Raw genomic sequence first — 18,542 nt, forward strand, 5'->3', positions numbered from 1 at the left:
GTCTCGTCACATTCCTCGTCGGGGAGCCGGGGATGCTCCCTGGCCGGCCGCCACCTGCCGCAGATACGGGTTGGTGGCGCGCTCCTGGCCGATGGTGGTCTGGGGGCCGTGGCCGGACAGCACCACGGTCGAGTCGTCGAGCGGCAGGCACACGCGGGCCAGCGAGTCGAGCATCTCGGCCATGTCACCGCCGGGCAGATCGGTGCGTCCGATGGAGCCGGCGAACAGCAGGTCGCCCGAGAACAGGATCGGCGGGATGTCCGCCGCCTCGGGCATGCCGAAGGTCACCGACCCCTTGGTATGGCCGGGCGCGTGCGCGACGGACAGCTCCAGGCCGGCCAGCTCCAGCTTCGCACCGTCGGTCAGCTCCTTGACGTCGTCGGGCTCCCCCACGGTCAGCTCGCCCAGGAGCGGCATCCCGATGGAGCGGCCGAGCGCCTTCTCCGGGTCGCTCATCATGTACCGGTCGTCGGGGTGGATCCAGGCCGGCACGTCGTGCGCGCCGCACACCGGGACGACCGAGGCGACATGGTCGATGTGGCCGTGCGTGAGGACGACCGCGACGGGCTTGAGGCGATGCTTCCTGATCGCTTCCTCGACGCCGTCGGCGGCCTGATGGCCGGGGTCGATGATCACGCACTCCTCACCGGCGGCGGGGGCGACGAGGTAGCAGTTCGTCCCCCAGGCCCCGGCGGGGAACCCGGCAATGAGCACGATCGTCCTTCGTTGTGTCGATACGGGCGGCTGCGGCTGCTGTCAGAGCCTACCGGCGCTGCCGATTCCTCAGCGAACCCATATACGGTACGGGGCACACGCAGGCGGTCGGCGCACAGGCCCCACGCGTACCGGTCGACGTATCAGACGCATGAGGAGAGAACCCGGTGGTCAGCCAGGAACAGCGGCGGCGTCAGCTCGCCCGTGAGAAGTACTTGCGGCAGCAGCAGCGACGCACTGACGCTCGGCGCAAGGCCCGTATCCGCAACTCCGTGATCGCCTCGGTCCTCGGCGTGGTCGTGGTGCTCTCCGTGACGGTCTTCCTGACCAAGCCGTTCGAGGACGACGGCAAGACGGAGAAGGCGAACGCGGAGGTCACCCCGAGCGCCTCGCCCAGCAAGGCGCCGGACCCGTGTGAGAAGCCCGCCGCGGGCAAGGTCAAGTCGGAGACCTGGAAGAAGGAACCGGCGATGACGATCGACGAGTCGGCGAAGTACACGATGAAGCTGGACACGACCTGCGGCGAGATAGACATCGCGCTGAAGGCGTCGGCGGCGCCGCACACCGTCAACTCGTTCAACTTCCTCGCCGGCAAGGGCTACTTCGACCACAGCAAGTGCCACCGGCTCACCAGCCAGAACATCTACGTCCTCCAGTGCGGCGACCCGCAGGGCACCGGCATGGGCGGCCCCGGCTACACGATCCCGGACGAGAATCTGAAGGACAAGAGCCTCAAGGGCGGGGTGTACCCGGCGGGCACGGTCGCGATGGCGAACCAGTACAGCGCCCAGACGAAGCAGGGCCGCAACACCGGCGGCAGCCAGTTCTTCCTCGTCTACCAGGACAGTCAGCTGCCGCCCGACTACACACCGTTCGGAACGGTGTCCGAGGCGGGCATGAAGGTCCTCAAGAAAATCGCCGACGCCGGAGCGGAGGCCCCCGACCCTCAGACGGGCAACACGGCGCCCAACGCGACGGTCGTGATCAACAAGGCCACGGTCACCAAATCCTGACCCTCAACTGCGTAATTTCGGTCGCGCGGGATGCGGACAGGCCCCCCGCCGGTCGCCTATGTTGGCCGTGACGAAACTGTGGACGATGCCCGGGGGTGCTGCGGCCCCTCGCTGGCATCATGTGGAGGAGGCGCTGTGAGCAGCGACCCGTGGGGCCGCGTCGACGAGACGGGGACCGTGTACGTGCGTACGGCCGACGGCGAGCAGGTCGTCGGATCCTGGCAGGCCGGCTCCCCTGACGAGGCGCTGGCCTACTTCGAGCGCAAGTACGAGGGCCTGGTTGTCGAGATCGGCCTCCTCGAGAAGCGAGTGAAGACCACCGACCTGTCGGCGAAGGACGCCCAGGCTGCCATCGACCACATCCGGGAACAGGTCGACGCGCACCACGCGGTGGGCGACCTGGACGCCCTGCGCGTCCGGCTGGACAAGCTGACCGAGCTGGTGGAGGCGCGCCGCGAGGAGCGCAAGGCACAGCGGGCGAAGCAGTCCGACGAGGCGCGCAAGGCCAAGGAGGCGCTGGTCGCCGAGGCGGAGGAACTGTCGCAGTCCGACCAGTGGCGGGCGGCCGGTGAGCGGCTGCGGGCCCTGGTGGACACCTGGAAGGGGCTGCCGCGTCTGGACCGCAAGTCCGACGACGAGCTGTGGCACCGGTTCTCGCACGCGCGGTCGGCGTTCTCCAAGCGGCGCAAGCAGCACTTCGCGCAGCTGGACGCGCAGCGCGAGGAGGCGCGGCGGATCAAGGAGCGGCTGGTCGCCGAGGCCGAGGCGCTGTCGAACTCGACGGACTGGGGTGCGACGGCCGCGCGCTACCGCGAGCTGATGGCCGAGTGGAAAGCCGCCGGCCGCGCCCAGCGTGAGCACGAGGACGACCTGTGGAACCGCTTCCGCGGTGCCCAGGACGTCTTCTTCGCCGCGCGCAGCTCGGTCTTCGCCGAGCGGGACGCCGAGCAGGCGGAGAACCTGAAGCTCAAGGAGGAGCTGGCCGAGGAGGCCGAGAAGCTCCTGCCGATCACGGATCTGAAGGCGTCCCGGGCCGCGTTCCGGACGATCAACGAGCGCTGGGAGGCCATCGGTCATGTGCCACGCGACGCCCGGCCCAAGGTCGAGGGCCGTATGCACGCGGTCGAGCGGGCCCTCCAGGAGGCGGAGGAGGCCGAGTGGCGCCGGTCGAACCCGGAGGCACGCGCGCGTGCCGAGGGTCTGACCGGTCAGCTCCAGGCCGCCGTGGACAAGCTGAGGGGCCAGATCGAGCAGGCCCGGACGCAGGGCAACAACGCCAAGGCCGACAAGCTCGAGCGTGAGCTCGAGGGCCGCCAGGCGCTGCTGGACCAGGCGCTGAAGGGCCTCCAGGAGTTCGGGGGCTGATCAGCCGGACGAAAGGGGGCCCCGTACGCACTGTACGGGGCCCCCTTTCGCGTAGTCGCTACGACTGTGACGACCTGTCAAGACTTGTCACGACCTGTTGCGCGCCGACGTCACCCGGTACACGTCGTAGACGCCCTCCACGCCCCGGACCGCCTTGAGAACGTGGCCGAGATGCTTCGGGTCGCCCATCTCGAAGGTGAAGCGGGAGGTGGCGACGCGGTCGCGGGAGGTCTGGACGGCCGCGGAGAGGATGTTGACGTGCTGGTCGGACAGCACCCGGGTGACGTCCGAGAGGAGCCGGGAGCGGTCCAGGGCCTCGACCTGGATGGCGACTAGGAAGACCGAGGACTGGGTGGGCGCCCACTCGACTTCGAGGATGCGCTCGGGCTCGCGGGACAGTGAATCGACGTTCACGCAGTCGTTGCGGTGCACCGATACGCCACTGCCGCGCGTGACGAAGCCGATGATGGGGTCGCCGGGGACGGGCGTACAGCAGCGGGCCAGTTTGACCCACACGTCCTCGACGCCCTTCACGACGACGCCAGGGTCGGCGCTGGAACGGCGTTTGCGACTGCGTCCGCGGGCCGGCGGGACCGACTCGTCGATCTCCTCGGTGGCGGCCTCCTCGCCGCCGAGGGCCTGGACGAGTTTCTGCACGATGTTCTGCGCGGAGACATGGCCCTCGCCGATCGCCGCGTACAGCGCGGAGATGTCCGCGTAGCGCATCTCGTGCGCCAGGGTCACCAGGGAGTCGCCGGTCAGGATGCGCTGGATCGGCAGGTTCTGCTTGCGCATCGCGCGGACGATGGCGTCCTTGCCCTGCTCGATCGCCTCGTCGCGGCGTTCCTTGGAGAACCAGGCGCGGATCTTGTTGCGGGCGCGCGGCGACTTGACGAAGCCGAGCCAGTCGCGGGAGGGGCCGGCTCCGGGGGCCTTGGAGGTGAAGACCTCGACCAGGTCGCCGTTGTCGAGGGTGGATTCCAGCGGGACCAGCCGGCCGTTGACCCGGGCGCCTATGGTGCGGTGGCCGACCTCGGTGTGGACGGCGTAGGCGAAGTCCACCGGGGTGGCTCCGGCGGGGAGCGCTATGACGTCACCCTTGGGGGTGAAGACGAAGACCTCGTTGCGGGACAGGTCGAAGCGCAGCGACTCCAGGAACTCGCCGGGGTCCTCGGTCTCCTTCTGCCAGTCGAGGAGCTGCCGCAGCCACGCCATGTCGTTGATGGCGTCCTTGTCCTTGCCGGACGACTTGGGCGCGTCGGTGCGCACCTTGGAGGCGCCGGCGACGGCCTCCTGCTTGTACTTCCAGTGCGCGGCGATGCCGTACTCGGCGCGGCGGTGCATGTCGAACGTGCGGATCTGGAGCTCGACCGGCTTGCCGCCGGGGCCGATGACCGTCGTGTGCAGCGACTGGTACATGTTGAACTTGGGCATCGCGATGTAGTCCTTGAACCGGCCGGGGACCGGGTTCCATCGCGCGTGCACCGTGCCGAGGGCCGCGTAGCAGTCGCGGACGGTGTCCACGAGGACGCGGATGCCCACCAGGTCGTAGATCTCCGCGAAGTCCCGGCCGCGGACGATCATCTTCTGGTAGACGCTGTAGTAGTGCTTGGGGCGGCCGGTGACGGTCGCCTTGATGCGGGCCGCGCGCAGGTCCTGCTGGACCTCGTCGGTGACGATGGCGAGGTACTCGTCACGCTTCGGGGCACGCTCGGCCACCAGCCGTACGATCTCGTCGTACATCTTGGGGTAGAGGATCGCGAAGGCGAGGTCCTCCAGTTCCCACTTGATGGTGTTCATGCCCAGGCGGTGGGCGAGCGGCGCGTAGATCTCCAGGGTCTCGCGCGCCTTCTTCTCCTGCTTCTCGCGCTTGAGGTAGCGCATGGTGCGCATGTTGTGCAGGCGGTCGGCGAGCTTGATGACCAGGACACGCGGGTCCTTGGCCATGGCGACGACCATCTTGCGCACGGTCTCGGCCTGCGCGGCCTCGCCGAACTTGACCTTGTCCAGCTTGGTGACACCGTCGACGAGCAGCGCTACCACGTCGCCGAAGTCACGGCGCAGGTCCTCCAGGCCGTACTCGGTGTCCTCCACCGTGTCGTGCAGCAGACCGGCCATCAGGGTGGCCGGATCCATGCCCAGCTCGGCGAGGATGGTCGTCACGGCGAGGGGGTGCGTGATGTACGGGTCGCCGCTCTTGCGCTTCTGGCCGCGGTGCCAGCGCTCGGCGACCTGGTAGGCGCGCTCGATCTGGCGGAGCGTCGACGTCTCGATCTTCGGGTCGTTGCTGCGCACTATCCGCAGCAACGGCTCCAGCACCGGGTTGTACGGGTTCGCCCGCTGGACGCCGAGGCGGGCCAGACGGGCGCGGACGCGGTTGGAGGAGCCGGTGCGGGCGGGCTGGTTGCCGGACTGGCGCACCGCGGGCGGGACGGGCTTGGGACGCGACTGCTCGGCGGGCTTGTCGACGGGCGCGGACTGGGCGCGCTCGACCGGCCCGCGGGGGTCGTTCTTCGCGTGGGGCGCGTTCGGCGCGGGCTTCGCCGCGGCTGCCGAGGCGGACTCGGGCTTGGCGGCGGTCAGGTGCTGGGCCTCGTCTGGCAAGAGGGCTCCTCGTGCGCGATCCGGGTCCCCCGGTCAGGCTCCGGAGACCCCATGGTAGCCATCCTGGACCCCAGGATCGCCTTCAGGCCAATGTGAGGACCGTCTACCCGAGAAACGCGAGAGGCGGGCGCCGGATTCCTCCGGGCCCGCCTCCGCGGTGTCGTGCCGGTGTTCACCGGGCCGCTGCGAGCTTTCTAGACCGTGAGCAGCGCTTCCAGCGGGGCACCGTTCAGAGCCGGTTCCAGGCGGGCGCGGCCGCTCAGGAAGCCGAGCTCCATGAGGACGGCGAGACCCGCGACCTCGGCGCCGGCCCGGCGGATGAGCTGGACCGATGCCTCGGCGGTGCCGCCGGTGGCGAGGACGTCGTCGATGACCAGGACGCGGTCGTCGGCGGACAGGTCCTCGGCGTGCACCTCGATCTCCGCCGAGCCGTACTCCAGGTCGTAGGCCTGGGCGAGGGTGGCTCCGGGGAGCTTGCCCGCCTTGCGCACGGGGATGAAGCCGAGGCCGGCGCGCACGGCGACCGGGGCGCCGAGGATGAAGCCCCGGGCCTCCAGGCCGACGATCTTGGTGGCACCGGTGCGCTCGGCGATCTCGGCGAGGGCGTCGGTGAGCGCGGTGAACGCCGCCGGGTCCGCCAGGAGCGGGGTGATGTCCTTGAACATCACGCCCGGCTCCGGGTAGTCCGCCACATCCCTGATGCGGCTGAGCAGCAGCTCCCTGATGTCGGTCATCGGCGCTTCCCCGAGGGACGGCCACGGCCCCGGGTGCGGGACGCGGGCTGGTTGCGCGGGCCGACGACCGCGGGTGCGGCGTCCCCGGGCTCACCGTCGTAGGACTCGTCCTCGCCGTGGACCTCGGTGTCGCCCTTGGCGGCGGACTGGGCCCGCTTGGCCACGACGCGCTTCCTCAGGGCCTTCAGCTGCGGCTCGCGCTCCTTGAGGTCGGCGACGAGCGGCGTGGCGATGAAGATCGAGGAGTACGCACCGGCGGCCAGGCCGACGAACAGCGACAGCGAGATGTCGTTCAGCATGCCGGCACCGAGGACACCGCCGCCGATGAACAGCAGGCCCGCCACCGGCAGCAGCGCGACCACCGTGGTGTTGACGGAGCGGACCAGGGTGCTGTTGATCGAGCGGTTGGCGATGTCGCTGTAGGTCCAGCGGGTCTGTTTGGTGATGTCCTTGGTCTGTTCCTTGAGGCTGTCGAAGACCACGACCGTGTCGTAGAGCGAGTAGCCGAGGATGGTCAGCAGACCGATCACCGTGCCCGGTGTGACCTCGAAGCCGACGAGGGCGTAGATGCCGACCGTGATGGTGATGTCGTGGATCAGTGCGACGAACGCGGCGAGCGCCATGCGCCACTCGAAGGCGATCGCCAGGTAGATCACCACGAGGACCAGGAAGATGCCGAGGCCCTGCCAGGCCTTGTTCGCGATCTGCTCGCCCCAGCTGGGGCCGACCAGTTCGGCGTTGATCTGCTCCGAGTCGACCTTGAGGTCGTCGGCGAGCGTGTTCTTGATCTTGTTCGCCGCGTCGGTGTCGATGCCGGCGACCTGGATGCGCAGGCTGCCGTCACCCAGCTTCTGGACGATCGCGTCGTGGCCGGAGGCCTCTTCCGCGTACTCCTCCGCCTGGGACACCGAAGCGCTGGTGTTCTTCGGGGTGTTGAAGACGGCGCCGCCCTCGAACTCGATGCCCATGTTCAGGCCGCGGACCGCCAGGCCGACGATGGCCGTGATGGTGATCAGGATGGACAGGCCGTACCAGATCTTGCGGTTCTTGACGAAGTCGTAGCCGACCTCGCCACGGTGCAGCCGGGCGCCGAGGTTGCCGAGTTTCGACATCTCAGGCCTCCTTGGGGTCGACGGGGACGGCGGGACGTCGGGTGCGGCGCAGCGGTGGCTGCGCCCCCAGGCTCTTCGGGTCGAGGCCGGACCACTTGTGGCCGTTCGCGAAGAACGGGCGGCGGGCCATCAGCGTCAGCAGCGGCTTGGTGAAGAGGAACACGACGACCACGTCGAGCAGGGTGGTCAGGCCGAGCGTGAAGGCGAAGCCCTGGACCTTGCCGACGGTGACGATGAAGAGCACCGCGGCGGCGAGGAACGACACGAAGTCGGAGACCAGGATGGTGCGCCGGGCACGCGGCCAGGCCCGCTCGACGGCGGGGCGCAGCGAGCGGCCCTCCCGGATCTCGTCGCGGACGCGTTCGAAGTACACGATGAACGAGTCCGCGGTGATGCCGATCGCGACGATGGCACCGCACACGGCCGGCAGGTTCAGCGCGAAGCCGATGGCCGGGCCGAGCAGGGCCATGAGCGTGTAGGTGAGCGCGGCGGACACCAGCAGCGAGAGGATCGCGATGAACGACAGGCCGCGGTAGTAGGCCAGCAGATAGATGACGACCAGCGCGAGACCGATCGCACCTGCGATCAGGCCGGCGTTCAGCTGGTCACCGCCCAGCGCGGCGGTCACCGTCGTCATGCTGTCCACCTTGAAGGTCAGCGGCAGCGCACCGTACGACAGCATGTTGGCGAGTTCCTGGGCGGACTGCTGGGTGAAGTTGCCGGAGATCTCCGCATTGCCGCCGGTCAGGGCCTGCCGCACGTACGGGTCGGAAACCACGTCACCGTCGAGGACGATCGCGAACTGGTTCTGCGGCGACTGGTTCTGCGCCAGCTTGCCGGTGATGGCCGCGAACTTCTTGGCGCCCCCGTCGGTGAAGTCCATCGTGACCGTCCAGCCCGCACCGGTCTGGGTGTTCAGGACGGCCTGGGCCTTGTCGACGTCGGTGCCGTCGACCTCGGCGGGGCCGAGGATGTACTTCTGCCACTGACCCTGCGAGTTCTTGCCGCAGGCCAGGGTGGGCTGGGAGGCCTTGACGCCGTCGCCCACGGTGGAGCGGGTCTTCTCGTTGGTGCAGTCGAGCTTGGCGTACTGCTCCTGGAGCTTGCTCGGGTCGTCACCCGCGGCGCCGCCGGACGCGGACGGGGAGGGGCTGGCCTTCGCCTTGTCCGAGGCGCTCGCGGACGGCGTCGCGTCGGCCTTCAGCGCGCCCGTGACCGCGCGGCCCTGGGTGCTGGGAGAGGCGGACGGTGAGGCGGAGCCCTTGTCGGTGGCCTCGGGCTTGTCGGTGGCCTTGCCGGACGGCTTGTCCGAGGGGCTTCCCGTGGGGCTCGGCGAGGGGCTCGCCGCGCCACCGCCGCCGGAGACCTCGGTGGCGACGACCGGGCGGAAGTAGAGCTTGGCGGTGGTGCCGACCTGCTTGCGGGCCTGCTCGGAGTTCGTGCCCTTGGGGATGTTGACGATGATGTTGTCCCGGCCCTGCGTCTGGACCTCGGACTCCTGGACGCCCAGACCGTTGACACGTCGCTCCATGATGGAGACGGCCGTGTCCATGTTGGTCTTGTTGATCGCCGCTTCGTTGCCGGCCTCGGGGACCGCGCGGAGCGTGATGCTCGTACCGCCGGCCAGGTCGATGCCGAGACGCGGGGTGGTGTGCCCCGAGGCGAACATCCCACCGGTGAGCGCCGCGATGGCGATCAGGATCAGGGCCAGCGAGCGCCCCGGTTTGCTCTGGGCGCTCGCGCTCCGGCCCTTTTTAGGTGTGGCCACCTTCTCGTACTCCCTCTCGGGCCGCCTCGCTCCGGATCGGCGGACGGGCGGCCATCACATGGTGTCGGGACTCCGTGCGAGCCGGTCGTGTCCCGGGATGCGCGGGCCGGGCCCGTGCACCCCGGGACGCGACTACTTCGCCTCGGAGCCGCCGTCGGTCTTCTTCGGCTCTTCGTCCGTCTTCGCCTCGCCGGCCGGGGCGTCGTCGGCCGGCTCGTCGGCCACGTCCTTCTTGCCGAAGTCGACGGGCTTGTCGTCAGCGGTGGCGTCGGCGGCGGGGTCACCGGTCTCGGTGAGGGAGGAGGCGTCGTCCGGGACGATGTCGGCGTCGGACTTCAGGTCGTGCTCGACGCCGTGGACGATGCGGTTGTACTCGTCGTCGGTGAGGACGGCACCGATGGCGTTCTTGGCGAAGAGGAGCTCGACGCCCGGACCGGCGTCGACGAGGACGGTGTCCTCGTTCACCTCCTTGACCGTGGCGTACATGCCCCCGATGGTGCGGACACCGCTGCCGGGCTGCATTTGGTTCCGCATCTCCACGGCCTGCTGCTGCTTCTTCTTGGCCGACCGGGTCATCAGGAACATGGCCCCGATGAGCACGATGAACGGGAGGAGGGTCAGGAGACTCACGGGTCGGTACTTCCTTCACACGACCGCGCTGTGAGCGGCCAGATGGTTGGGGGTGTGTACGCCGCCGACAAAGGCGGCATCGGCGGAGTCTAAGCGAGTCCGCGCGCATGGAACAACGCTCAGCATGGCACCGGGGTTCCTGCTCCGGCCACTGGCCTCGCCGTCGCGGAGCCGTGACGGCGCCGTCACGCCCCGAACAGGTCCTGTTGTCCGTTTCCGGCAGTCTGCGAGCGGGGCGCGGTGAGGCCGAGATGCGCCCATGCGGCGGGGGTGGCGACCCGGCCGCGCGGGGTGCGGGCCAGCAGTCCCTCCCGGACCAGGAAGGGCTCGGCGACCTCTTCCACGGTCTCACGCTCCTCCCCCACCGCGACCGCGAGCGTGGACAGGCCGACGGGGCCGCCGCCGAACAGCTTGAGCAGGGCTTCCAGCACGGCACGGTCGAGGCGGTCGAGGCCGCGGGCGTCCACCTCGTAGACGGCGAGGGCGGCCTCGGCGATGTCCTTGGTGATCAGTCCGTCGGCCTTGACCTGCGCGTAGTCCCGGACGCGACGCAGCAGACGGTTGGCGATGCGGGGCGTGCCGCGGGAGCGGCCGGCGATCTCGGCGGCGCCGTCCGGCTCGATCTCGACCTCGAGGAGGTCCGCGGAGCGGTGGATGACCCGCTCCAGTTCGGCCGGTTCGTAGAACTCCATGTGGGCGGTGAAGCCGAAGCGGTCGCGCAGCGGGGGCGGCAGCAGGCCCGCGCGCGTGGTGGCGCCGACCAGGGTGAACGGGGGCAGCTCCAGAGGGATGGCGGTGGCGCCCGGGCCCTTGCCGACGATGACGTCGACGCGGAAGTCCTCCATCGCCATGTACAGCATCTCCTCGGCGGGCCGGGACATGCGGTGGATCTCGTCGAGGAAGAGGACCTCGCCCTCCTGGAGGGAGGACAGGATCGCGGCCAGGTCGCCGGCGTGCTGGATGGCGGGGCCTGACGTGATGCGGATGGGGGCGCCCATCTCGGCCGCGATGATCATCGACAGGGTGGTCTTGCCGAGGCCGGGGGCGCCGGAGAGCAGCACGTGGTCGGCGGTGGCGCCCCGCGCGCGTGCGGCGCGCAGGACGAGGTCGAGCTGCTCGCGGACCTTCTCCTGGCCGATGAACTCGCCCAGGTCCTTGGGGCGCAGGGCGGCCTCGACGGCCTGGTCCTCACGGTCGGCGGACGCACCGACGAGCCGCTCGGCGGCATCGGCGTCGGTCGTGTCGTCCCAGTTCATGGAGTGTGCCTCGGAATCTCGGTACGGGCTATCGGGCGCGGTTCAGGGTCTGCAGGGCCGCCTTCAGCAACTGGCCCACCTGGGGCGTGCCCTCGGCGGCCTCGGCCTGCGGAGCCACGGCGGCCACCGCCTCGTCGGCCTCCCGGGTCGCGTACCCGAGGCCGATCAGGGCCGCGTGCAGCTGGTCGCGCCAGCCGCTGCTGACCGGCGCGCCGACGGCGGGTGCGCCGACCGGCGCGCCGAGGCGGTCCTTCAGTTCCAGGAGCAGCTTCTGGGCGCCCTTCTTGCCGATGCCGGGGACGGCGGTGAGAGCCTTCTCGTCGGCGGTCGCGACGGCCCGGCGCAGGGCGTCCGGGGTGTGCACGGCGAGCATGGCCTGGGCCAGCCGGGGGCCGACACCGCTGGCCGTCTGGAGCAGTTCGAAGACCTGCCGTTCGTCGTCGTCCGCGAAGCCGTACAGGGTGAGCGAGTCCTCCCGTACGACCAGGGACGTGTGCAGCTTGGCGGACTGGCCCATGCGGAGTGTGGACAGCGTGTTCGGCGTGCACTGGACGGCCATGCCGACGCCGCCGACCTCGACGACCGCGGCGTCGGGGGCGAGCGCGGCGACCGTGCCGCTGACGAAGGCGATCATGCCGTACGGCCTTTCGATGTGTGCAGGGCGACGGCCTGCTGGAGTCGGTTCTGCGCGGGGGCGCGCCAGATGTGGCAGATGGCGAGGGCGAGGGCGTCGGCCGCGTCGGCGGGCCTGGGCGGTGCGGCGAGCCGGAGCAGGCGGGTCACCATCGCGCTCACCTGGGCCTTGTCGGCCCGGCCGCTGCCGGTGACGGCGGCCTTGACCTCGCTCGGGGTGTGCAGCGCCACGGGGATGCCGCGACGGGAGGCGCACAGCAGGGCGACGGCGCTGGCCTGGGCGGTACCCATCACCGTACGGACGTTGTGCTGGCTGAAGACGCGCTCCACCGCGACGAGCTCGGGCCGGTGCTCGTCCAGCCACTGCTCGATGCCCTGCTCGATGGCGACGAGGCGATGGCCGAGGTCCGCGTCGGCGGGGGTCCGGACGACGCCGACGCCGATCATCGTGAGCGGCCGTCCGGCGACGCCCTCGACCACGCCCACACCACACCGGGTCAGTCCCGGGTCCACCCCCAGAACGCGCACGCGCCCTCCCAATCGCTCACCTGTTTGTGCAGGCTATCGGGTGCCACCGACAACGCGACGGGCCGACGGGGTGTGTCCCGTCGGCCCGTTGGTCCTGCGGAGCCCGCGGCGGCGTTACGCGCCGACCTTCTCCATGACCTCGTCGCTGACGTCGAAGTTGGCGAAGACGTTCTGCACGTCGTCGCTGTCCTCCAGCGCGTCGATCAGCTTGAAGATCTTCTTGGCGCCCTCCTCGTCCAGCGCGACCTGCATGGTCGGGACGAAGTTGGCGTCGGCGGAGTCGTAGTCGATGCCGGCGTCCTGGAGGGCGGTGCGGACCGCGACCAGGTCGGTGGCCTCGCTGAGAACCTCGAAGCTCTCGCCGAGGTCGTTGACCTCCTCGGCGCCCGCGTCGAGCACGGCGGTCAGCACGTCGTCCTCGGTCAGCTCACCCTTGGGGACGATCACGACGCCCTTGCGGTTGAAGAGGTACGACACCGAGCCGGGGTCGGCCATGGAGCCGCCGTTGCGGGTCATGGCGACGCGGACCTCGGAGGCGGCGCGGTTGCGGTTGTCGGTGAGGCACTCGATGAGCACCGCGACACCGTTCGGGCCGTAACCCTCGTACATGATCGTCTCGTAGTCGGCGCCGCCGGCCTCCAGGCCCGCGCCGCGCTTGACCGCGGAGTCGATGTTCTTGTTGGGGACGGACGACTTCTTCGCCTTCTGGATGGCGTCGTAGAGCGTCGGGTTGCCCTCGGGGTCGGCGCCGCCCATCCGGGCCGCCACCTCGATGTTCTTGATCAGCTTCGCGAAGAGCTTGCCGCGCTTGGCATCGATGACGGCCTTCTTGTGCTTCGTCGTGGCCCATTTAGAGTGGCCGGACATCTGCCTGTCTCCTTCGCGTAACCCATCTCAGCAACGAACGCAGGAATCCTACAAGGACTCGGCCGTCCGGTTGGCGCGCACCATGTCGACGAACAGGGCGTGCACGCGGTGGTCGCCGGTCAGTTCCGGGTGGAACGACGTGGCCAGAGCGTTGTCCTGGCGGACCGCGACGATGTGGCCGTCGTGCTCGGCGAGCACCTCGGCCCGGGCGCCGACGGACTCGACCCAGGGGGCGCGGATGAAGACGCCCTCCACCGGGTCGCCCTCGACGCCCTTGACGTCGACGGCCGCCTCGAAGGACTCGTTCTGCCGGCCGAAGGCGTTGCGGCGCACGATCATGTCGATGCCGCCGACGGTCTCCTGGCCCGAGCGCGGGTCGAGGATCTTGTCGGCGAGCATGATCATGCCGGCGCAGGTGCCGTAGACGGGCATGCCGTCGCGCACGCGCGCGCGGAGGGGGTCCATCACCCCGAACAGGACGGCCAGCTTGGAGATGGTGGTGGACTCGCCGCCGGGGATGACGAGGCCGTCCACCTCGGCGAGTTCTTCGGGGCGCCGCACCGGCCTGGCCACGGCATCGGCCGCGGCCAGGGCGACGAGGTGCTCCCGTACGTCGCCCTGGAGGGCCAGGACGCCGATCACAGGTGTTTCACTCATGGGTGTTACCAGCCGCGGTTGGCGTAGCGCTCGGTCTCGGGCAGGGTGTCGCAGTTGATGCCGACCATGGCCTCGCCGAGGTTGCGGGACGCGTCGGCGATGATCTTCGGGTCGTCGTAGAAGGTGGTGGCCTTCACGATGGCGGCGGCGCGCTTGGCCGGGTCACCGGACTTGAAGATGCCGGAGCCGACGAAGACTCCCTCGGCGCCGAGCTGGCGCATCAGGGCCGCGTCGGCCGGGGTGGCCACGCCGCCCGCGGAGAACAGCACGACCGGCAGCTTGCCGAGCTCGGATACCTCCTTGACGAGCTCGTAGGGGGCGCGCAGCTCCTTGGCGGCGGCGTACAGCTCGTTGTTGTCGAAGCCGCGCAGCTTGGCGATCTCGTTCTTGATCTGGCGCAGGTGGCGGACGGCCTCGACGACGTTGCCGGTGCCGGCCTCGCCCTTGGAGCGGATCATCGCGGCGCCCTCGGCGATGCGGCGCAGCGCCTCGCCCAGGTTGGTGGCGCCACAGACGAACGGCGTGGTGAAGGCCCACTTGTCGGAGTGGTTGACCTCGTCGGCCGGGGTGAGGACCTCGGACTCGTCGATGTAGTCGACGCCGAGGGACTGCAGCACCTGGGCCTCGACGAAGTGGCCGATGCGGGACTTGGCCATGACCGGGATCGAGACGGCGTCGATGATGCCCTCGATCATGTCCGGGTCGGACATGCGGGCCACGCCGCCGTCCTTGCGGATGTCGGCCGGGACCCGCTCCAGGGCCATGACGGCGACGGCGCCCGCGTCCTCGGCGATCTTCGCCTGCTCCGGCGTGACGACATCCATGATGACGCCGCCCTTGAGCTGCTCGGCCATGCCGCGCTTCACGCGGGCGGTGCCGGTCTCGGGGGCCTGGGAGTTGGGGGACGTGGTGGACACGGGTGACCTCGCTACGGAAAGGGGAATCCTGCAGCACCGAGGAAACGCGAGGGAACCAGGCCACAGCAAGGGCCAATGGGAACGCTGTGGATCCTTTTCCGGCGGGCGGCCGGGGAACGGCGCGTGAACGGGGGCTCAGGCTGCCCGGTCCGCCAGGGCCGCCGGAGGCTCGTCGTCCATTTCGAAGGCCATGGGGAACGGGGCGTGGCCCGCCAGACGGAACCAACGGACCTTGCGGTGGCGGCGGAGGGCACGGGCGGCGCGTACGGCGTCGTTGTGGAAGCGGCGGGCCATCGGGACGCGCCGCACCGCCTGCGCGAGCTCCTCTGCGGCCTCCTCGCCTCCGGGCGCCTCCCGCACCGCCTCCACCTGCTGGATCTCCCCGAAGACGGCCCGCAAGGCCTGGCTCAGCTCGCTCTCGGCGACCTCCCGCTGCTCCTCCACCGCCTGACGGGCGGCGTGCGCGGCCTCGTAGAGGACGATCGAGGCGGCCGGATCCAGGACCCCCGACGTCGCCAGTTCCTGCGCGACCGAGGCCCGGCGCAGCAGCTGCGCGTCCAGGGCGGCCCGGGCCGCGTCGATCCGGGCGTGGAGACGGTCGAGACGGCCGGCGGTCCAGCTCAGATAGAGCCCGACCGCGACCAGGGCCACGGCGATCCAGATGAGAGTGGTGGTCACGGGCGGCAAGGCTAGCGGCCCGGCCGGACCGCCGGTTCACCCCGGCCCTGCTGGATCACGTCAGTCCCGGGCGAATCCCAGCCTGGCCCACCACCCGGTCACCCGCTCGTCCTCCGCAACCGCCGCCGCGCCCGCCGTCACCGTCTCGTAGACGGACAGGATGTCCGCGCCGACGGTCGACCAGTCGAAGCGCCGCACGTGGGCGCTGCCCCGCTCGCGCAGTTCCGCGCGCCGGGCCGGGTCGTCCAGCAGGCGTACGGCCGCGTCGGCAAGGGCGTCGGCGTCCTCGTTGGGGAACAGTTCGCCGGCCTCTCCCCGGTCCAGGACCTGGGCGAAGGCGTCCAGGTCGGAGGCGAGGACGGGGGCTCCCGCGGACATGGCCTCGACCAGGATGATCCCGAAGCTCTCGCCGCCGGTGTTGGGCGCGACGTACAGGTCGACGCTGCGCAGGAAGCGGGCCTTGTCCTCGTCGCTGACCATACCGAGGAACTCGACGCGGGAGCGCAGCTCGGCGGGCAGTGACTCCACCGCCTCCTCCTCGTCACCGCGCCCGGCGACCAGCAGCCGGGTCTGCGGACGGGCGGCGAGGATCTTCGGCAGCGCCTTCATCAGCACCGGCAGGCCCTTGCGGGGCTCGTCGATGCGCCCTATGAAGCCGATCGTGTCCCCCTGCCACTCGGCCTTGGGCTCGGCCTTGGCGAAGAAGTCGACGTCGACGCCGTTCGGGATCACCACCGCGTCCCCGCCGAGGTGCTCCACCAGCGTGCGGCGGGCGTACTCGCTCACCGCGATCCGCGCGCTGATCTTCTCCAGGGCGGCCTGGAGGATCGCGTACGCGGCGATCATCGCGCGGGAGCGCGGGTTGGACGTGTGGAACGTGGCGACGATCGGTCCCTGGGCCGCCCAGCAGGTCAGCAGCCCCAGCGACGGTGAGGTCGGCTCGTGGATGTGGATCACGTCGAACGCGCCGTCGTGCAGCCAGCGGCGCACCCGGGCGGCGCTCAGGAAACCGAAGTTGAGCCGGGCCACCGAGCCGTTGTACGGCACCGGCACCGCGCGCCCTGCCGAGACGACGTAGGGCGGGAGCGGGGTGTCGTCGTCGGCCGGGGCGAGGACGGACACCTCGTGGCCGAGGCGGAGGAAGTACTCGGCCAGGTCGCGGATGTGGAACTGGACCCCGCCCGGTACGTCCCAGGAGTACGGGCAGACGATGCCGATCCTCACGACGTCCCCTTCGCGGGGTCGAGGTCCGCGAGCCACAAGCGCTGCAGCATGTGCCAGTCCTCCGGATGGTCGGCGATCCCCGTGGCGAAGGCGTCGGCCAGCGCCTGTGTCATGACCGACGTCTTCTCGGCGCGTGTGCCCGACTCGGGCACCTCGACGGGCGGGTGGACACGGCCCCGCATCACGGGCGAGTCGTCGTACCAGAGAGTGACGGGGAGCAGCAGGGCGCCCGTCTGCTGGGCGAGCAGGGCCGGTCCGGCCGGCATCCGGGCCGTGTCGCCGAAGAAGCCGACCTCGACGCCGGAGGCGGACAGGTCACGGTCGGCGACCAGGCAGACCAGGCCGCCGTCGCGCAGCCGCCGGGCCAGGGTGCCGAAGGCGGTGCCGCCGCTGTGCGGCAGGACCTCCATGCCGAGGCCCTCGCGGTAGGCGACGAACCGGTCGTACAGCGACTCGGGCTTCAGGCGCTCGGCGACCGTCGTGAAGGGGATGCCCAGCTTGGTGGTGACCCAGGCGCCGGCGAGGTCCCAGTTGGCCAGGTGGGGCAGGGCGAGGATGACGCCCTTGCCGGCGGCCAGGCCCTCGGTCAGGTAGTGCAGGTCCTTGCCGACGAAGCCGCTCTCGATGCGCTGCCTGCTCCAGGCGGGGAGGCGGAAGGACTCCATCCAGTAACGCAGGTACGACCGCATGCCCGCGCGCGAGAGCTCGGCGAGGCGCTCGGGGCTCGCGCCGGGCACCACGCGCGCGTAGTTGCTCTCCAGGCGCTGTACGCCCTTGCCGCGCTGCTTCCAGGTGAGGTCGGCGATCGTGTTGCCCAGCCGTACGGCGACCGGCTCGGGGAGCTTCTTGACCGTGCTCCAGCCGAGGCCGTACAGCGCGTCCGTCAGCCGGTCCTGTGCGCTCACGTGGATGCCTCGCTCCCGTGAGAGGCGTTTTCCTGCTCGCCCTCATTGTCGTCCTGCGCGGACGCGGCGGCCGCGGCCTCGGCCTCCGCGGACTCGCGGCGGACCGTGACGACCCGCTGGATGAGCGTGACGAGGCTGCCCACGGCGACGATCCACAGGGCGACCGGCAGCAGGTACTGGATGCCCGGGACACCGAACGCGTGCAGGCCCGCGAGACCGGCCGCGACCAGGGAGATCACCAGCCGCTCGGCCCGCTCGACCAGCCCGTTGACAGCGACCGGCAGGCCGATCGACTCGCCGCGGGCCTTGGTGTACGACACCACCTGGCCGCTCGCCAGGCAGAAGATCGAGACGGCGCACAGGACGAGGTCGTCGCCCCCGCCGGCGTACCAGAGGATGAAGCCGCCGAAGATCGCCCCGTCGGCGACCCGGTCCAGCGTGGAGTCCAGGAAGGCGCCCCAGCGGCTGGAGCGGCCGAGCTGCCGGGCCATGTTGCCGTCGACCAGGTCGGAGAACACGAACAGCGTGATCACGACCGTGCCCCAGAAGAACTCGCCCACGGGGTAGAAGACCAACGCGCCCGCGACCACACCGGCGGTGCCGATGAGCGTGACGGTGTCGGGGCTGACGCCCCGCCGGATCAGAAACGCGGCGAACGGTGTGAGAACACGCGTGAAGAATGCACGCGCGTACTTGTTCAGCATGGCCTTCCCGAGGGTCGGTGTCGCCGTCTGGCCCCTGCTGGCCACCGGCTGGCCCATCGTAGCCACGCGCGCGTGCGGGCGACGGGCGGGACCCGAGGCCCGTGTCACGGCGCACCGGTGCGCGGGGCGGGGCGCGATCACGTCCTTCGTATGGACGCACCGTGACGGGAGTGGGAAGGTCGAATAACCGCGGGCGTCGCCGGAGCCGCACCGCACGCGGATCCCGCGTGTCC

18 protein-coding genes are annotated in these 18,542 nt (G+C 70.4%); 2 read left to right on the forward strand and 16 right to left on the reverse strand.

Translation table 11 applies throughout. The annotated features are described in order from the left end of the window. Positions 1-6: 6 nt before the first annotated feature. Entirely contained in the window at positions 7-714 is a 708-nt protein-coding gene (locus AOQ53_RS24145) for an MBL fold metallo-hydrolase (protein WP_059420367.1), read from the reverse strand. Between the two features lie 167 nt (positions 715-881). Here AOQ53_RS24145 and AOQ53_RS24150 point away from each other — a divergent pair, with 167 nt between their 5' ends. Together AOQ53_RS24150 and AOQ53_RS24155 are read left to right on the forward strand one after the other, a co-directional pair. Further along, positions 882-1,727 carry a peptidylprolyl isomerase gene (locus AOQ53_RS24150; protein ID WP_059420368.1) on the forward strand — a complete coding sequence of 282 codons (846 nt, stop codon included), beginning with the start codon at positions 882-884 and terminating at the stop codon, positions 1,725-1,727. Positions 1,728-1,862: 135 nt separating this feature from the next. Further along, on the forward strand, positions 1,863-3,092 hold the full coding sequence (locus AOQ53_RS24155) for a DUF349 domain-containing protein (protein ID WP_059420369.1): 1,230 nt from the start codon (positions 1,863-1,865) through the stop codon (positions 3,090-3,092). Between the two features lie 87 nt (positions 3,093-3,179). Here the strand turns inward: AOQ53_RS24155 and relA are convergent, their stop codons facing one another. The 15 genes from relA to pgsA form a co-directional block, all read right to left on the reverse strand. After that, positions 3,180-5,696, reverse strand: coding sequence for a GTP pyrophosphokinase (gene relA / locus AOQ53_RS24160; RefSeq protein WP_059420370.1), 2,517 nt, complete (start codon positions 5,694-5,696; stop codon positions 3,180-3,182). Positions 5,697-5,890: 194 nt separating this feature from the next. Further along, entirely contained in the window at positions 5,891-6,430 is a 540-nt protein-coding gene (locus AOQ53_RS24165) for an adenine phosphoribosyltransferase (protein WP_059420372.1), read from the reverse strand. Beyond that, positions 6,427-7,542 (reverse strand): protein translocase subunit SecF, encoded by a 1,116-nt coding sequence (secF, locus tag AOQ53_RS24170; protein ID WP_059420375.1) that lies wholly within the window; start codon positions 7,540-7,542, stop codon positions 6,427-6,429. The genes AOQ53_RS24165 and secF overlap by 4 nt, the downstream gene beginning before the upstream one ends. A gap of 1 nt (position 7,543) precedes the next feature. Then, positions 7,544-9,310, reverse strand: coding sequence for a protein translocase subunit SecD (gene secD / locus AOQ53_RS24175; RefSeq protein WP_059420378.1), 1,767 nt, complete (start codon positions 9,308-9,310; stop codon positions 7,544-7,546). A 132-nt stretch (positions 9,311-9,442) separates the two neighbouring features. Beyond that, positions 9,443-9,940: a preprotein translocase subunit YajC gene (gene yajC / locus AOQ53_RS24180; RefSeq protein ID WP_059420380.1), complete on the reverse strand. Its 498-nt coding sequence runs from the start codon at positions 9,938-9,940 to the stop codon at positions 9,443-9,445. A gap of 185 nt (positions 9,941-10,125) precedes the next feature. Beyond that, positions 10,126-11,196 (reverse strand): Holliday junction branch migration DNA helicase RuvB, encoded by a 1,071-nt coding sequence (gene ruvB, locus AOQ53_RS24185; protein ID WP_059420382.1) that lies wholly within the window; start codon positions 11,194-11,196, stop codon positions 10,126-10,128. A gap of 28 nt (positions 11,197-11,224) precedes the next feature. After that, positions 11,225-11,830, reverse strand: coding sequence for a Holliday junction branch migration protein RuvA (ruvA, locus tag AOQ53_RS24190; protein ID WP_059420385.1), 606 nt, complete (start codon positions 11,828-11,830; stop codon positions 11,225-11,227). Continuing rightward, positions 11,827-12,357 (reverse strand): crossover junction endodeoxyribonuclease RuvC, encoded by a 531-nt coding sequence (ruvC, locus tag AOQ53_RS24195; protein WP_059420387.1) that lies wholly within the window; start codon positions 12,355-12,357, stop codon positions 11,827-11,829. Before ruvC ends, ruvA begins: the two co-directional genes overlap by 4 nt. Positions 12,358-12,471: 114 nt before the next feature. Continuing rightward, the gene (locus AOQ53_RS24200) at positions 12,472-13,224 is read right to left on the reverse strand and encodes a YebC/PmpR family DNA-binding transcriptional regulator (protein WP_059420389.1); all 753 of its coding nucleotides are present in this window, start codon (positions 13,222-13,224) and stop codon (positions 12,472-12,474) included. Between the two features lie 48 nt (positions 13,225-13,272). Continuing rightward, positions 13,273-13,881: a pyridoxal 5'-phosphate synthase glutaminase subunit PdxT gene (gene pdxT / locus AOQ53_RS24205; protein ID WP_059420391.1), complete on the reverse strand. Its 609-nt coding sequence runs from the start codon at positions 13,879-13,881 to the stop codon at positions 13,273-13,275. A 5-nt stretch (positions 13,882-13,886) separates the two neighbouring features. Beyond that, on the reverse strand, positions 13,887-14,798 hold the full coding sequence (pdxS, locus tag AOQ53_RS24210) for a pyridoxal 5'-phosphate synthase lyase subunit PdxS (protein WP_020270015.1): 912 nt from the start codon (positions 14,796-14,798) through the stop codon (positions 13,887-13,889). Positions 14,799-14,933: 135 nt separating this feature from the next. After that, positions 14,934-15,476 carry a LemA family protein gene (locus tag AOQ53_RS24215; protein WP_059420422.1) on the reverse strand — a complete coding sequence of 181 codons (543 nt, stop codon included), beginning with the start codon at positions 15,474-15,476 and terminating at the stop codon, positions 14,934-14,936. Positions 15,477-15,536: 60 nt separating this feature from the next. Next, positions 15,537-16,700, reverse strand: a complete 1,164-nt coding sequence (locus AOQ53_RS24220; RefSeq protein ID WP_059420393.1) for a glycosyltransferase family 4 protein — start codon at positions 16,698-16,700, stop codon at positions 15,537-15,539. Further along, a complete protein-coding gene (locus tag AOQ53_RS24225; protein WP_059420396.1) occupies positions 16,697-17,605 on the reverse strand; it encodes a phosphatidylinositol mannoside acyltransferase in 909 nt (302 codons plus the stop codon). Before AOQ53_RS24225 ends, AOQ53_RS24220 begins: the two co-directional genes overlap by 4 nt. Further along, entirely contained in the window at positions 17,602-18,366 is a 765-nt protein-coding gene (gene pgsA, locus AOQ53_RS24230; RefSeq protein WP_078945473.1) for a phosphatidylinositol phosphate synthase, read from the reverse strand. The genes AOQ53_RS24225 and pgsA overlap by 4 nt, the downstream gene beginning before the upstream one ends. Positions 18,367-18,542 lie beyond the last annotated feature (176 nt).

This window comes from Streptomyces azureus (genome assembly GCF_001270025.1).
Lineage (GTDB): Bacteria > Actinomycetota > Actinomycetes > Streptomycetales > Streptomycetaceae > Streptomyces > Streptomyces azureus.